2 protein-coding genes (1 of these 2 cut by a window edge) are annotated in these 17423 nt (G+C 72.6%); both read left to right on the top strand.

The features are described 5' to 3' along the window. Positions 1-49: 49 nt before the first annotated feature. A complete protein-coding gene (locus tag BG418_RS08855) occupies positions 50-13999 on the top strand; it encodes an SDR family NAD(P)-dependent oxidoreductase (RefSeq protein WP_188273169.1) in 13950 nt (4649 codons plus the stop codon). Then, on the top strand, positions 13996-17423 hold the beginning of the coding sequence (locus BG418_RS08850) for a non-ribosomal peptide synthetase (protein ID WP_188273168.1). The gene runs 18283 nt beyond the window's last position; only the first 3428 of its 21711 coding nucleotides appear in the window; it begins with the start codon at positions 13996-13998; its stop codon lies beyond the right edge, outside the window. Before BG418_RS08855 ends, BG418_RS08850 begins: the two co-directional genes overlap by 4 nt.

Here is a 17423-nt window from a genome sequence, read left to right as displayed (position 1 = left end):
TTCGGCCACTGTGAAGTGCCCGGCACTCGGGGGACGGGTCGCTTCATCTATGCTTCGCGAGCACAAGGGAACCATTCGTCGTGCCCGGCTGTCCGATCTCACCCGGCTCATGGAGCTGGAAGAGATGTGCTGGGCCGAGGAATTGCGGGTCTCGGCACGGGTGATCCGGCGTCGTCTCACGGTCAACCCGCAGAGCCAATTCGTCATCGAGGACGAGGGTGCGGTCTGGGGCGTCATCTATTCCCAGCGCATCGCCGACCCCAATGCCCTGCGCACCGTACGGTTCGACACGGCGGACCGGCTGCACCGCGCCGACGGGGCCGTCGCCCACGTGCTGTCCCTCAACATCGATCCGCGGAAGCAGAGCTTCGGGTATGGTGATGCCCTGCTCGAACACCTGCTGGAGTGGAGCGGCGAGGTCGCTGGCGTAGCCATGGCCGTCGGTGTCACCCGTTGCAAGGACTTCAAGCGGCATCCCGGGATCGAGCTCGCGGACTACATCCAGGCAAAGAATGTGCAAGATCGTTGCCTGGACACCGTATTGCGCATGCACCAGCTGCACGGTGCTGAGATACGTTGCCTCGTGCCGGGTTATCGACCGGGCGATCTGGTCAACGGCGGTAACGGCGTTCTGGTCGAGTACGATCTGGCCACCAGGCTCGACAATGCGAAGCGGCTGGAGCGGGAAACGGCCGTTGAATCTCAGACGAATTCCCCGGCAGCGGTGCCCGCGACCACCGAATTGACCGCCGAAATCCTGGCATTCCTGGAAGAGCTCCTCGGCGATACCTCCGACGCCGAGAACGTGCAACTCTCCCTGGAAACCCCGCTGTTCGAACTCGGCCTCGACTCGGCGAGTCTCCTGGACCTCCAGGACAAAATCGAGGGCCGTTACGGGATCTCGCTCGAACCCCTCTTCTTCTTCGAGTACAACACCGGCGCCAAAATCATTTCCTTTCTCGACGGCGTGCGCGGCAACGAGCCGGAGCCGGCGGAATCCGCCGACGTCCAGGCGTCGGCGCCGACAGCCCGCGAGGCCGCCGACGGCGACATCGCGATCATCGGCATGGCCTGCCGACTGCCCGGCGCCGTCGACGACTACAGCGCGCTCTGGGAGCTCCTCGCGGACGGACGCTCGGCCGTCGGCACCCTTCCGGACGGCCGCTGGCAGTGGCCCGACGGCATCGGTCCCGACACCCACCCCGGCATCGACCGCGGCGGCTTCGTCCAGGACGCGGCATGCTTCGAGCCCGGGCTCTTCCGTATCTCGCCCAACGAGGCCCGGCGCATGGACCCCCAGCAGCGCTGGATGCTGGAGCTCGGCTGGGCCTGCCTGGAGGACGCCGGATACCCGGCGAGCGCCGTCTCGGGCACCCCGATGGGCGTGTTCATCGGCGCCAGCGGCTCCGACTACCAACGCGTCATGGACACCCGCCGGTTGCCGGTGCACGCGCACGGCGGCCTGACCACCTCCATGGCCATCATCGCCAACCGCGTGTCCTACTTCTTCGACCTGCGCGGCCCCAGCGTTCAGGTGGACACCGCCTGTTCCAGCTCGCTGGTCGCCGTGCACTCGGCGGTACGGGCGCTGCGCGCGGGCGACTGCGAGACCGCGCTGGTGGGCGGCGTCAACGTGCTGTGCCACCCGGCCAACAGCGTCGCCTACCACCAGGCGGGCATGCTGTCGCCCGACGGAATGTGCAAGACGTTCGACGCGTCCGCGAACGGCTATGTGCGTTCCGAGGGCGGCGCCGTCGTCCTGCTGAAGCCCCTGGCGAAGGCGCTCGCGGACGGCGACCGCGTGCACGCCGTCATCAAGGGCACCGCCACCAACCACGGCGGCCAGTCGGGCGGTCTGACCGTGCCCAGCGCCGCCATGCAGGCCGGGCTCATCGGCGCGGCGCTGGCCGACGCGGGCGTCGAAGCCTGCGACGTGAGCTATCTGGAGGCGCACGGCACCGGGACCGCGCTGGGCGACCCCATCGAGGTCCAGGGCATGACCCGGGCGTTCGCCGGGAGCACCACCCCGTGCGGCCTCGGCTCGGTGAAGACCAACCTCGGCCACCTCGAAGCGGCCGCGGGCATCACCGGCCTGCTCAAGATCGTCCTGTCGATGCGGCATGGCGCTCTGCCCGCCTCGCTCCACTACACCGAGCTCAACCCGCAGATCAGCCTGGCGGGTTCACCGTTCTCGGTGGTCGACCGGCTCACCGACTGGGAGCCGCAAGGCGGCCGGACGCGGCTCGCCGGTGTCAGCAGCTTCGGCTCGGGCGGCAGCAACGCGCATGTGATCGTGGCCGAGTACGTCGAGTCCATGACGGGCGACGCCCGGCGGCCGGCCCTGCCCGCCGCCCCTGCACTCGTCGTCCTGTCGGCCGAGAGCGAGCCGCAGCTCGTACGGCAGGCGGAGCTCCTTCTGGGCCACGTCCGCCGGGCGCGGCCGGACGCGGCCGGGCTTGCCGATCTCGCGTACACCTCGCAGGTCGGCCGCGAGGCCCTGAGCGAGCGCCTGGCACTCGTGGCGGCGGGCACGGATGCTCTGGTCGCTCTGCTGGAACGTTTCCTCGCGGGTGGCAGTGGTGCGGACAGTCATCGGGGCAGCGCCAGGCGGCGGGCCGGAGCACCGGCTGCCGCGCCAGTGTCCGGGCGCGATCCCGGGCCGCTGGCCGATGCCTGGGTGCGCGGCGAGGACGTCGACTGGGAGCGGCTGTACGAGGACGGCCCGCGGCCCCGGCGTGTACCGCTGCCCACGCACGTCTTCGCCAAGAAGCGGTACTGGCTCGACGACGAGCCAGGAACGGGAGCGGCCCCTGAGGCCGAACCGCCGCTGCGGGTCCACCCGTTGCTGGGCGCCCCGGAGTCGCACGAGGCCTCCCGCTACGGCGTGACCCTCTCCGGCCGGGACTTCTTCCTGCGCGACCACCGGGTGCACGGCCGGCGGGTACTGCCCGCCGTCGCGTATCTGGAGATGGCCCGGGAAGCGCTGGTCCGTGTTCTCCCGGCCGACACCGACGGGCCGGTGCGGCTCGCCCATGTGGTGTGGCAGCGGCCGTTCGTCGTCGCCGACGAGCCCCGCGCCGCGTACACCGCCCTGACGGACGACGGCGAGGGCCGCTTCACGTACGAGATCGGCACCGGGGGAAGCGACGGTGTCGTGCACTCGCGCGGCACCGGTTCGCGCGGGGCCGCTCAGGAGCCCGGCGTACTGGACCTGGCCTCGCTGAAGACCCGGATGGACACGGCCGAGCTGGGTGGCGAGGAGTGCTACGCCGCCCTGCGCGGTGCCGGGCTCGACTACGGCGACGCACACCGCTCCCTGCGCGAAGTCCGCCTGGGCGACGACGAGATGCTGGCCGCGCTCGCCCTGCCGGACGCGCTGGGCGAGGACCGGCACGCCTTCGTGCTCCACCCGAGCATTCTCGACGGCGCACTCCAGGCCGTCTACGCCCCGCAGATCCACGACGCCCGCACGGGCACAGCCTGGAGCGCGGCGCTGCCGTTCGCGCTCGACGCGCTGGAGGTGCACGGCCCGACCCCGGTGACCGCGTACGCCTGGATCCGCGCGGCCTCCGCAAGCACCGCCGGGGTGCGGCGGTGGGACCTGGACCTGTGCGACGAGCACGGCAGCATCTTCGCGGCCCTGCGCGGCTACTCCACGCGTGAGACGGCCGGTGGCCAGGCCGATGCCCCGGTGACCCTGTTCCGGCCCGTCTGGCACGACCGGCCCGCCCCCGCGAGCGTTGAGCCCGCCGCCCTCACCGCACACACCGTGCTGGCCTGCGGATTCGGCGAGCGGCTCGCGGAGCTGCGCCGGCTGGCGCCGCAGATCACGTTCCTTGACCCGCCGGAGACGGCCGACAGCGATGGCGCCCCGGCGGCCGTCACCGCTCACGCCGTCGAGCTGCTGCACGCCGTCAAGGGCATCCTCCTCGGCAGGCCGACCGCTCCCGTACTGGTGCAGGCACTGGTGCCCACCGGCGACCAACCGTACGCGTACGAAGCGCTGTCCGGTCTGCTGAAGAGCGCGCACCTGGAGAACCCGCTGCTCCTCGGGCAGGTCGTCGCCGTGCCCGCCGACGCCCCGGCCGCGGATCTCGCCGAGGCGCTTGCCGAGGGGGCGCGCGCCCCGCGGGACCAGCAGGTCCGCCACGAAGGCGGGCGCCGCCGGGTCCTCGGCTGGGAGCCGGTGGGCGAACTCCCCGATGCCGGGCCGGTGGTATGGCGCGAGGGCGGTGTCTACCTCATCACCGGGGGCGCGGGCGGCCTCGGTCTGATCCTCGCCCAGGAGATCGCCCACCGGGCGAGCGGCGCGGTGCTGTGCCTCACCGGCCGTGCCGAGCCGGACGCGGAGCGGCGGGCCGCGCTCGACGCGCTGCGGCAGACCGGCGCCAGCATCGAGTACCACGTCCTCGACGCGGCGGACGCGGACGGCACCGCCGCACTCGTCGCCGACCTCGTGCGCCGTCACGGCGCCGTGCACGGAGTGGTGCACGCCGCGGGCGTGCTGCACGACAACTTCCTGCTGAAGAAGTCCGCGGCGGAGTTCGCCCGGGTGCTGCGCCCCAAGCTCGCCGGGGCGGTCGCTCTCGACCAGGCGACCAAGGACGAGGACCTCGACTTCTTCGTCCTCTTCTCCTCCGTCATGGGCGCGACCGGCAATGTCGGCCAGGCCGACTACGCCGTGGCCAACGCCTTCCTCGACCACTTCGCCCGCCACCGCGACGCCCTGGTGGGCGCGGGCGAGCGCGCCGGGCGCAGCGTCGCCATCGGCTGGCCGCTCTGGGAGAGCGGCGGCATGGGCGTCGACGCGGCCACTCGTGACGCGCTGCACACGCGCGCCGGGATGGTCCCCATGGCGACGTCGGCGGGCATCGAGGCCTTCCACCGCGCGCTCACGGCCGGCGAGCCGCAGATTGTGGTCGGCGCGGGTGAACGGGTCCGGCTGCAGGCGTACTTGGAGACGGGTTCCGCTGCTCCGCGGCCCATCGACGTCGTCGCCGAGGTCACCGTCGCCGAGTCACGCGCGGTCGACGACCGTACGCTCACCGCGCGGACCGTCCGCTTCCTGAAGGAGGCGCTCGGCCGGCTCACCGGGCTGGCCGCGGGGGAGATCGAGGAGGACGAACTCCTCGGCGCGTACGGGATGGACTCCATTCTGGCCACCGAGCTGACGGCAGGGCTGGAGGCCACGTTCGGTCCGCTCTCCAAGACGCTCCTGTTCGAGTACCACACGCTCGCCGAGCTGGGCGGATACTTCCTCGCGCGGCACCGGGCGGTACTGGAGGCGCTGTTTGCCGAGGCAGCACAGGCAGTGGGGACCGCCGAGGCAGCCGCTGTGGACGGCGCCGTCGCGCCGACCGGCGCCGTGGTCGCCGACGTGCTGCCCGCGCCCCGCGCTCAGGTGACCGAGCCGGCCGCGCCCGGCTCGTCCGCACTCGACATCGCCGTCATCGGCATCTCCGGCCGTTACCCCGAGGCGCGTGACCTCGCCGAGTACTGGGCCAACCTGCGCGACGGGCGCGACTGCGTCGTGGAGGTGCCGCAGGACCGCTGGGACTGGCGCGAGCACTACAGCGAGGACCGCACCGCACCCGGCCGCCACTACAGCAAGTGGGGCGGCTTCATCGCCGAGGTCGACCGCTTTGACCCGCTCTTCTTCAACATCTCCCCGCACGAGGCCGACTACCTCGACCCACAGGAGCGGCTGTTCCTGGAGCACGCCTGGACGGCGCTCGAAGACGCGGGCCACACCCGCGAGCAGCTGCGCCGCGTCGGGGGCCGGGTCGGTGTGTACGCGGGCGTGATGTGGGGGCAGTACCAGCTGCTCTTCCCGGGCGGGGCCGCCCCGCGTGGCAACCCCAACGCGCTGGGCAGCAGCTACGCGAGCGTCGCCAACCGCGTCTCGTTCGTGATGAACCTGCACGGCCCGAGCATGACCGTGGACACCATGTGCTCCAGCTCGCTCACCGCGATCGAGCTGGCCTGCCGGGACCTGCGCCAGGGCCGGACGAAGCTGGCGTTCGCGGGCGGCGTCAACGTCACCGTCCACCCCAACAAGTATCTGAGCCTGAGCGCGGGCCAGTTCATCTCCAGCAAGGGCCACTGCGAGAGCTTCGGCATCGGCGGCGACGGCTACATCCCCGGCGAGGGCGTCGGGGTCGTGCTCCTGAAGCCACTGCGTGACGCCGAGCGCGACGGCGATCACATCTACGGCGTCATCAAGGGCAGCGGCGTCTCGCACGGCGGCCGTACCAACGGCTACACCGTGCCCAACCCCCGGGCGCAGGAAGCCGCGATCAGCGACGCGCTCGACGAGGCGGGCGTCGACCCGCGTGCCATCAGCTATGTCGAGGCCCACGGCACCGGCACCAAGCTCGGCGACCCGATCGAGATCACCGGTCTCAGCCAGGCCTTCGGCGCGGCGACGGCGTCCGCCGACACCCAGTACTGCCACCTCGGCTCGGCCAAGTCGAACATCGGCCACTGCGAGAGCGCCGCCGGGATCGCCGGGCTCACCAAGGTGCTGCTGCAGCTGCGGCACGGCCAGATCGCGCCCTCTCTGCACTCGCGCACCCTCAACCCCAACATCGACTTCAGCGGCACGCCGTTCGTCGTCAACCAGGAACTGCGCGCGTGGGAGCGCCCGGTCGTCGACGGCGAGGTCCGGCCCCGGCTCGCCGGGATCTCTTCGTTCGGCGCGGGTGGCTCCAACGCTCACCTTCTGGTGGAGGAATACGTGGAAAGCGCAGCCCGCCGCCCCGGCACCGCTTCCTTGGGGCAGCCGCTGCTGTTCGCGCTGTCGGCCAAGGACGAGGAGCGACTGCGCGCCTACGCGGCCCGGCTGCTGCGCTTCGTACGGGAAGAGTCGGCGGACGGCCCCGGTGCGGTGGCGCCCGCCGATCTGGCGTACACGCTGCAGACCGGCCGCGAGGCGATGGACGCCCGGCTCGCCGTCGTCGCCGACTCGTTCGCCTCGCTCGCCGACCGCCTTGAGCGGTATCTGGCGGCCGAGGCCGATGTCGTGGGCCTGGTCCACGGCAGTGTGAAGGCAGGGCGTGAAGCCCTGTCGCTGATCCCGGCCGAGGAGCTCGCGCGGACCACCGACCGGCTCGCCGAGCGCGGAGATCTTGCCCGGATCGCGGAACTCTGGGTGCGGGGTGCTTCGTTGGACTGGCAGAAGCTGTACAGCGGCGCGGACGCACCGCGCAGGGTGAGTGCGCCGACGTACCCGTTCGCCCGGGACCGCCACTGGGTACCGGAGTCGGCCGCGAGCACGGCCGACGGTGTCGGCCAGGGTCTGACCGTCGTCCCGCGCGCCGATGTGCGCTTGCTCGCCAAGCGGTGGCTCCCGGCCCCGCTCGACGGGGTTGCCCCGGGCCGGGTGAGCGCCCTCATCCTGCACGACGCCGCGACCGCGCCGCTCGCCTCGGCACTGGCCGGGCTGTGCGACGAGGCGACACTGGTGGAGTCGGGCCCCGGCGCCGAGCAGTGGCTCGCCGGCCGGATCGAGCGGGCCACCGCCTTCGTCGATCTCACCGGCCTGACGCAACGGGAGCCGTCGGGCGAGTTGCTGGCGCTGCTCCAGAGCGTCCTTGCGGCGAAGTCGTCGCGGGACATCGATGTGCTGTACGTGACCCAGGGCCTCGAAGCGTTCGGGCGCACCCGGACCCGGCAGGACCTGGCGGGAGCGGCGCGGGTCGGGCTGTACCGGATGCTCCAGAGCGAATACGGCGGCCTCACCTCGCGCCACCTCGACCTCGACCCGGCGACCCGGGGAGCCGCCGAGCTCGCCTCCGTCGTACGGCGCGAGCTCGACGGGCCCGGCGCCGAGTCGGAGATCTGTCACCGCGACGGCGTCCGGCATGCGCCCGCCCTGGAAGATCTCGCCCCGCGCGAGACCACCGCACGGGCCGACCTCGCCGAGGACGAGGTGCTGCTGGTGACCGGCGGCACCCGGGGCCTGGGCCTGCTCTGCGCCCGGCACCTCGTGGAGCGGCGCGGAGCGCGCCGACTGGTGCTGACCGGCAAGGATCCGCTGCCCCCGCGCCACCTGTGGCACGACCCCGAGGCCTGCGCCCCGGCGGTCCGCGCGAAGATCCGCGCCGTGCTCGACCTGGAGGCGCGGGGCGTGGAGGTGCGCGTCCTGGCGCTGCCGCTCGACCGCGTCGACGAGGTCGCGGCGGGCATCGAGGCGATCGAGACGACGATGGGCAAGATCGCCGGCGTCATCCACGCCGCCGGGCTCGTCGACACCGAGAACCCGGCGTTCGTCCGCAAGCCCGTCGAGGGCATCGCGCGCGTGGTCTCGCCGAAGATCGAGGGCACCCGCAACCTGCTGGCCGCCCTGGACGCCGCGGCACTCCGGTTCGTGGTGCTCTTCTCCTCGGTGTCCGCCGCCGTCCCCGCGCTCGGCGCGGGCCAGAGCGACTACGCCATGGGTAACGCGTTCCTGGACTACTTCGCCCAGGCGCACGCCCACGCCCTGCCCATCACCAGCGTCCAGTGGCCCAGCTGGCGCGAGAGCGGCTTCGGTGAGGTCAAGAACCAGGCGTACACCGACACCGGACTGCTCAGCATCACCGACCGGGAGGGGCTCGACCTCCTCGACCAGGTCCTGACCTCGCGCTACGCCCCGGTGGTCATGCCGGTGCACGTCGACCCAGCGCGCTTCGACGCGGCGGCACTGCTGCGGCCGAAGCGGCGCGCGATGGCGGAAACGGCCCCGGCGGCTGGCGCCGTGGCGCACACCTCCCCGACCCCCGTCGCGCCCGCGTCCGCCCCCGGCGGCGACGCCGGTCCGCGTCTGATGGCGTTCCTGAGCGAGACCTTCGAGGCCGAGCTCAAGCTGAAGTCGGGTGTGCTGGACGAGCGCACCTCGTACGCGGACTACGGCGCCGACTCCATCCTGCTCGCCCAGATCCTCCAGCGGATCAAGCAGCGCCTGGGCGTGCCGCTCGAACCGTCCACGCTCCTGGAGCACCCCACCCTTGACGAGCTGACGGCGTGGTTGCTCAGCGCGCATGGGGTCGAGGTCGCGGCCGAGTTCGCGCCGGTGCGGCCCGCGCCGCTCCCGCAGGAGACGCCCGCCCCGGCCCCGGCCGTCGTCGCACCCGCCCCGGCCGTCACCGTCCCCGCGGTGGCCGAGCCCGCGATCACGGCACCGGCCGCGCCCACCGCGGGCCCCGTCGCCGTCATCGGCATGGCCTGCCGACTGCCCGGCGCGCCCGACCTCGACGCGTACTGGGACCTGCTCTCGCAGGGCCGCTCCGCCATCCGTACGGTCCCCGAGGACCGCTGGGGGCGGGCGACCGACTTCACCGCCGGACTCGTCGACGACATCCACGGGTTCGACCCCGGGTACTTCATGCTCCACGCCGAAGACGTCCGGGCGATGGACCCGCAGGCGCTGGTGCTGCTGGAGGAGAGCCTCAAGGCGGTCCACCACGCGGGCTACCGCTTCGGCGAGCTCGACGGCAGCAACACCGGCGTGTACGTCGGCGCACGTGGCTGGGGCCGGGCCGACAAAGCCCTGGTGGCCGGGGCACGCAACCCGATCATGACGGTCGGGCAGAACTACCTGGCCGCGAACATCTCCCAGTTCTTCAACTGGCGTGGCCCGGCCATGGTCCTGGACACGGCCTGCTCCTCCTCGCTGGTGGCGATGAAGCTCGCCACCGACGCGCTGGCGGCCGGGGCGGTGGACCTCGCGGTGGTGGCGGGTGTCAGCCTGCTCACCGACTCCGAGGACCACGAACTCTTCGGCCGCCGGGGCCTGTTGCAGGACGGGGGAGAGTTCCACCTCTTCGACCGCCGCGCCGCCGGAGTGGTCCTCGGCGAGGGCTGCGGTGTGGTCGTACTGAAGCCGCTGGAGCAGGCGGAGCGGGACGGCGACACGGTGTACGCCGTGGTCGACGGCATCGCCATCAACAACGACGGCCGTACGGCCGGGCCCGCCACCCCCAACCTCCAGGCCCAGAAGCAGGTCATGCGCGACGCGCTGCGGCAGGCGAACCGCGCGCCGCAGGACGTGCGCTACCTGGAGGTCAACGGCTCGGGCTCGCAGCTCACCGACCTCCTTGAACTCAAGGCCGTCCAGGCGGTCTACCGCGACGGCGAGCCGACCGCCGCGCCGCTGCACCTGGGCTCGATGAAGCCCAACATCGGGCATCCGCTCTGCGCGGAGGGCATCGCCGCCTTCATCAAGGTCGCGCTGATGGTCCACCACCAGCGGATGGTGCCGTTCCGCTCGGGCCAGGAGCCCATGGAGCACTTCTCCCTCGACGCGGCCAACCTCGCCTTCCCCCGGCAGGCGGCGGACGCGGCGCTGCCGTACGCGGCGCTGAGCAGCTTCGCCGACGGCGGCACGAACGGACACGTCATCCTCAAGCACCGCCCCGCGCCCGCCGATCCGGCCACCCGCCGTCCGGTCGCACTGCCGGAACTGACCCGGACCGATGTGCGCACGGGCGCGCGGGTCGCGCCTGCCGAAGCCGCCGGGACACGGGTGTGGACCCGGCGCGTCGCGGCCGGTGACCCGGTCATGGACCACCACCGCGTCTACGGCCGCCGTCTGCTTCCGGGCCTGGCCTGGATAGACCTGCTGTACCGGTGCTTCGCCGAGGCGGGCTTCGCGTACGACACGCTGGAGCTGCGCGACCTGTCGATCTACCGCCCGCTGGGCGTGGACGCCGACAGCGCCCTCGACATCCGTGTCGAGGCCGTCGAGCACTGTGCGAACGGCTGGCGCATCGAGGTCACCGGAGGCGACGCGGAGCGGTACATCACCGCCGAGATGCACCGCCTCACCAGCGCGGTCACCTTCACCGAGCGGGTTGCTGCCGACGTGGAGCCCGGGGCGCGGGTGACCGGCCTCGACGAGGTGTACGGCGCCTACCGGGACCGGGAAGTGGCCCACTCCGGGCCCATGAAGGCCGACGGCACGGTGTCCGTCGGGGCCGAGGACATCTGGGTGCGGCTCGGCGTCGCCAAGGGCGCGGGCGGGGAACTCTTCCACCCCACACTCATCGACGGCAGCGCCGTCGGCGCGAGCGGCGCCCTGGCGTACGCGGAGGGCGGCGCCCCCGCGCTGTTCCTGCCGCTCCACTACGGCTCGTTCCGCGCCTGCGCCCACTTCGGCGACGCCTGCCGCACACGGGTGCGGCGGTCCTCGGTCCGCCAGAGCGAGGAACTGCTCGGCTTCACCATGGAGTTCTTCGACGCGGAGGGCCGCAAGATCGGTGAACTGGCCGACTTCAGTAGCAAGCTGGTGCGGCACGCGGGCCTGATCGACCCGGCCCGCCGCGCACAGGCGCCGGTCACCCCCCTGGTCACGGTCCCGGCTCCCGTGCCGCCGTCGGCCTGCGCCGACGCCGTCGGCGCGGTGGTCGCCTCCGTCATCGCCGAGCAGCTGGGCATACCCGCCGGTGAGGTCTCCACGACCACCAGCTACTACGAAATGGGCCTGGACTCGGCCAAGTTGCTCCAGGTCGCCGCCCGCCTCGAGCAGGCCCTGGACACACGTCTGTCGCCCACGCTGCTCTTCGAGCACGCGACGGTCGGGGCGCTGGCGGACCACCTGAGCGCGGCCGGAACGACCGTCGCCGCGCCGCCCGTACGGGTTCCGGTTCCGCCGGAGCACCGGATCGCCCAGCAGCCGCAGGCCCCGCAGGCGGCCCGGCCCTCCGCCATCAACGGCCAGGACATAGCGATCGTCGGCATCGCGGGGCGCTACCCGAAGGCCGCAGACGTCGCCGAGTTCTGGGAGAACCTCAAGGCGGGCCGGGACTGCGTCGGCGAGGTGCCCGGGAGCCGGTGGCTGCAGGACGCGAGCCTGTCCCGCTGGGGCGGGTTCGTCGACGACGTCGACTGCTTCGACGCCGCCTTCTTCGGCATCCCGGCGGACGAGGCCGCCCAACTCGACCCGCAGGAACGGCTGTTCCTCGAAGTGTGCTGGGAGGCCGTCGAGGACGCCGGGTACACCCCGGACGCGCTGGCCGCCGCCCGGGACGGGGAGCGACGGCGTGCGGTGGGTGTGTACGCCGGCGTCATGCACCGGGACTACGCCCTGCTCCAGGAGGAGGCCGTACGCCAGGGGCAGCGCGTTCCGCAGGCCCTGAACGCGGCCACCATCGCCCACCGTGTCTCGCACTTCTGCGACTTCCACGGCCCGTCCCTGGCCGTCGACACGGTCTGCGCGTCCTCGCTCAACGCCGTGCACCTCGCGGTGGAGGCGCTGCGGCGGGGCGAGTGCGACGCCGCGCTCGCCGGCGGGGTCAACCTCTCCCTGCACCCCGGCAAGTACCGCACGTACGGCCTGCTCGGTCTGCTCGCCCAGGAGGCGCCCGCGCGGTCGTTCGGGGCCGGGGGAGACGGCTATGTGTCGGCCGAAGGCGTGGGCGCGGTGCTGCTCAAGCCGCTGAGCCGGGCCGTCGAGGACGGCGACGCGGTGTACGCGGTGATCAAGGGCAGCGCGGTCAGCCACTCCGGCCGCACCCCCGGCTTCCGGGTGCCCTCGGCCCCCGCGCAGCAGGCCGTCGTCGCCGACTGCCTGGACCGGGCCGGGGTCGACCCCGCCTCGCTCGGATACGTGGAGGCGCACGGCACCGGTACCGAGATCGGCGACCTGATGGAGGTGGAGGCCCTGGAGCGGGCCTTCCGGGCGCGCACCGACCGCACGGGCTTCTGCGCGCTCGGCTCGGTCAAGTCCGCGATCGGGCACGCCGAGTCGGCGGCCGGGATCAGCGCGCTGACCAAGGCCGTGCTCCAGCTCCACCATCGCACGCTCACCCCGCTGGTCCCGGCGGAGCGCGCCAACCCGTACCTCGACCTGGCCGACTCGCCGTTCCGGCTCCAGACGGAGTTGACGGCGTGGGAGAGCGAGGACGGCGCGCCGCGCCGGGCCGGGGTCAGCGCGTTCGGCGCGACCGGTGCCAACGCGCACGTCGTCCTGGAGGAGGCGCCCGCGCCGCCCGCGCCGAGGCCGTCCGAGGTCCCCGGCGGGGTGCTGGTCCCGCTGTCCGCCAAGGACGAGGACCGGCTGCGCGCGTACGCGCACAAGCTGCTGCGCTTCCTGGACGCGCACGACGATCTCGACCTGTCCGCCCTCGCCCACACCCTCCAGACCGGCCGGGTCGCCCTGGAGGAGCGGCTGGTTCTGCGCGCCCACAGCCTCGACGAGGTGAAGGACGGCCTCGGCCGCTTCCTCACCGGTGACGCCGCCTCCGGAAACCTCTGGCGGGGCCGCGTCGACGCACGCCCGTCCGGCGTACGGCTGCTGGACGAGGACGAGGTGCGCGAGCAACTGGTCGGCCGGTGGGCCGCGCAGGGCAACTGGCGCAAGATCGCCGAGCTGTGGCTGGAGGGGTACGCGATCGACTGGAGCGCGCTCCACACGGTCCCACCGCACCGCCTTCACCTGCCCACCTACCCGTTCGCCAAGGACCGGCACTGGGTGTCGGCGGCAGCGGACACCTGGCCCGCACCGGCTCCGGAGCCCGCAGCCCCCGTACGGCCGCAACCGCAGCCGCAGCTTCGGCCCGCCGCCCCGCACTGGCGTTTCCTCGCCGACGGCGAACCGGTGCCGCGCCTCGCGGACACCACCGACGTCGCCGAAGAGCGGGCGTCGAGGTTCCTGCGCGGGCTGCTCGCCGACCAGTTGGGCCACGACGCTCAGGAGATCGCACCGCACGCCGGATTCCTGGAGCTGGGCCTGAACTCGCTGGGGATCGTCCGGCTGACCCGCGAGCTGGGCGGGAGCGTCGCCCCGGGCTTCGTGCCCAGCGCGCTCTTCGAGTACGCCACGGTCGGCGAGCTGGCCGCGCACCTGGTGGACGCGTACCCCGAAGGGGTCGCCCGTCTGGTCCCCGCGGGCCCTGCGCGCCCTGCCCCGGAAACCGCCCCGCAGTCCGAGGTCCTGGAGGTGCTGGAGCGCCTCGGTGACGGCGACCTGGACCTCGACGACGCCATCGCGCTCCTCGACGGAGAGAGAACTCAGAAGTGAAGCACGAGCTCAGCGCCCTCATCGCCGACTACAGGGCGGGCAAGGTCACCGACAGCGAGGTCGGGGACCTGCTGCGGCGGCTCAGGGCGGGCGCGCGGACGTACGAGCTCTCCGAGGGCCAGCGCGGTCTCTGGGCTCTCCAGAAGGCGTATCCGCAGATGGCCGCCTACAACGTCCCCCTGTGCTTCCGGATCTCCGGGCTCGACGAGGGGGTGTTCGAGCGGGCGTGCCGTGCGGTGGTCCGGCGGCATCCGGTGCTGAGCACGGTCCTGGGCCGCGACGGCGACCGGCCCGTGCAGTCGGTCGACCCGGACCGCGAGCTCGACTACGCGCGCGTGGATCTGCGCGCGCTGCCCGAGGCGCGGATGCTGGAGGCCGTGGAGGCCGAGCACAAGCGGCCGTTCGCCATGGAGGGGGAGCCGCTGCTGCGGATCCGGGTGTTCGCCCGCCCGGCGGACACCTCGATCGTGCTCGTCAGCGTCCACCACCTCGTCTTCGACGGCAGCTCGGCCCGGCTGCTGGCACAGTCGCTGTTCGACACGTACGAGACGCTGCTGGCCGGGGGCGAGCCGGAAGCGGCCCGCGCGGGCGCGGACTTCGAGGCGTTCGTGCGCGAGGAGCGTGCGACGCTGCCGGGTCGGCGCGCACAGCTGCTCGACTACTGGCGGCAGAAGCTGGCGGGCCCGTCCGCCGCGCTGAGCCTGCCCACCGACCGGCCGCACACCGAGGTCGCCGACCGGTTCGCCGGAGAGACCCGCTTCAGCGAGCTGTCCGGCGAACTCGCCCACGCCGTCCAGGAGATGGCCGCCTCCGGGCGCACCTTCGCCTCCACAGTCATGCTCGCCGCGTACGCCGTCATGCTCGCCAGCTACTCCACCGAGCGCGAGGTCGTCGTCGGGATGCCTGTGAACGAGCGGGGCGGCGAGGAGCTCGCCGACGCCATGGGACTCATGATCAACATGATGCCCGTACGGGTGGACCTCCCCGGGGCCACGACCTTCGGGCAGCTGGTGGCCCAGGTGCAGCGTGAGGTCGTCGACGGGATGCTGCACAGCTACCCGTTCGCCGCGCTCACCCGCGATCTGGCCCAGGCCGCGCCGTCCGGCCGCGCGCCGGTCTTCCAGACCGCGTTCGTCTTCCAGGACGTGCTCGACGGCATCGCGGACCCGGACCGGCCCTACGAGTTGGTCGAGGAGCTGCACCAGGAGGGCGAGTACGAGCTGTCCGTCGAGGTGTGGGGCAAGGGCGATGGGTACGCGCTGCACTGGAAGTACCACCCCGAGCTGTTCGGCGCCGACTTCGTGGCGGACCTGGGTGAGCGCTACCGGCGCGTCCTCGAAGCCGTCACCGCCGACCCGGAGGTCCGCCTCGACGACCTGCGCGCGCTCTTCGCCGACGACTCCGATGCCACGCCGGCCGACGGACCCTGTGTGCACGACCTGTTCGACGCGGCCGCGGCCCGGACCCCGTACGCGGTCGCGGTGACCGGCACGGACGAGATCCTCACGTACGACGAACTGCGCCGCCGCAGCGACGCGCTGGCGTCCCATCTGGTGGCGCGGGGCGTGCGCCCCAACGACCTGGTGACGGTCTTCCTCGACCGTTCGGCCGCGATGGTCGTGGCGCTGCTCGGCATCCTCAAGGCGGGCGCCGCCTACGTCCCGCTGGACCCGGAGCTGCCCGCCGCGCGGCTGTCCGACATCGTGGGGGACAGCGGCACTTCCCTGGTGGTCACCCAGGCCCGGCTGAAGGCGCGGGCCCAAGCTCTGCTCGACGCGCGGTCGGCCGAGGCGCGGGCGGCAGCTCCGGGCGACCTCGTCGTCCTCGACGAGCAGCGGGACGAGCTCGCGGCCGCCGCGTCCCGGGGCGAGCGCCCCGGGGTGACGGTGACCGAGTCGGACCTCGCGTACGTCATCTACACGTCCGGCAGCACCGGCAAGCCCAAGGGTGTGATGATCCAGCACCGGGGGTTCACCAACCTGCTGCGCTCGATGGCCGTCGAACCCGGACTCGGCCGCACCGACACGCTGTTCGCGGTCACCACGGTCAGCTTCGACATGGCGCAGGTCGAGCTGTTCCTGCCGCTGGTCACGGGTGGGCGCTGCTATGTGTGCGACAGTGCGACGATCAAGGACGTCGACCGGCTGAAGGAGCGCATCGGCAAGGTGCGCCCCACGGTCATGCAGGCCACCCCGGCGACCTGGAGCATGCTGTTCCACTCGGGCTGGCGCAACACCGAGGGCGTGCGGATCCTCACTGGCGGCGAGGCCCTGTCCCGTACGCTCAAGGACCACTTCCTGAGCACCGGCACCGAGGCCTGGAACCTGTACGGGCCGACCGAGACCACCGTCTACTCGACCGGCACCCTGGTGCGGCCCGACGCGCCCATCACGATCGGCAGGCCGATCGCCAACACCGAAGTCCTCATCCTGGACGAGCAGTTGCTGCCGGTGGCCGAGGGCGAGCCGGGCGAGCTGTGCATCGCCGGGACGGGGCTGGCCAAGGGCTACGTCAACCGCCCCGAGCTCACGGCCGAGAAGTTCGTGCCCCACCCCCTGGTCGCGGGCGCACGGCTCTATCGCACCGGGGACCTGGCGCGCTGGAACGAGGACGGCGAGATCGACTACCTCGGGCGCCTCGACTTCCAGGTCAAGATCCGGGGCAACCGGGTCGAACTGGGCGACATCGAATACCACCTGGGCCGTCACGCGGCCGTCGCCGAGTGCGTCGTGGTGGCGCGCGGCGAGGACGCGGCCAAGCAACTCGTCGCCTACTACCGGCCGGGCGCGGGACGCACGGCGGGCGCGGCCGACTTCAAGGATCATCTGCGCGAGAGGCTGCCGTCGTACATGGTCCCGGACTTCTACGTGCCGATCGACGACATTCCGCTGACGGGCAGCGGCAAGGTGGACCGCAACGCGCTGATGCGGCGCGAGATCTCGCTGGCGCCCGCTCCGGCCGCGCCCGTCCCGGCGACCCCCGAGCAGGTGCCGCTCGCCGAGATCGAGGAGCGGGTCCTCGCCTGCTGGCAGGACGTCCTCCAGGTCCGCGACATCGGACCCACCGCTTCCTTCTTCGAGGTGGGCGGCAACTCGCTCGCGGCCGTGGTGCTCGCCGAGCGCATCGCCGACCGCCTCGGCGTGCCGTTCGCGGCGGCCGACCTCTTCAAGTACGCCACCGCCCGCAGCATCGCCGCATACGTGTACGAACACGCCGCACCGCCCGTCCCGGCCGTGCGGGCCGAAGAGCCGGTCGTGGTCGCCCCGCAGGCCGGCGCGGACCTGCCCGACGACGCCGTGGCGATCGTCGGCATCGCCTGCCGCTTCGGGGACGCCGAGGACCACTGGGGGTTCTGGCAGGACCTGCGGCGCGGCGACGGCACCACCCGGTTCTGGACCGAGGAGGAGCTGCGCGGGGCCGGGGT

The organism is Streptomyces sp. CBMA152, assembly GCF_014596475.1.
GTDB lineage: Bacteria > Actinomycetota > Actinomycetes > Streptomycetales > Streptomycetaceae > Streptomyces.
This window is presented reverse-complemented; position numbering and strand designations above follow the sequence as displayed.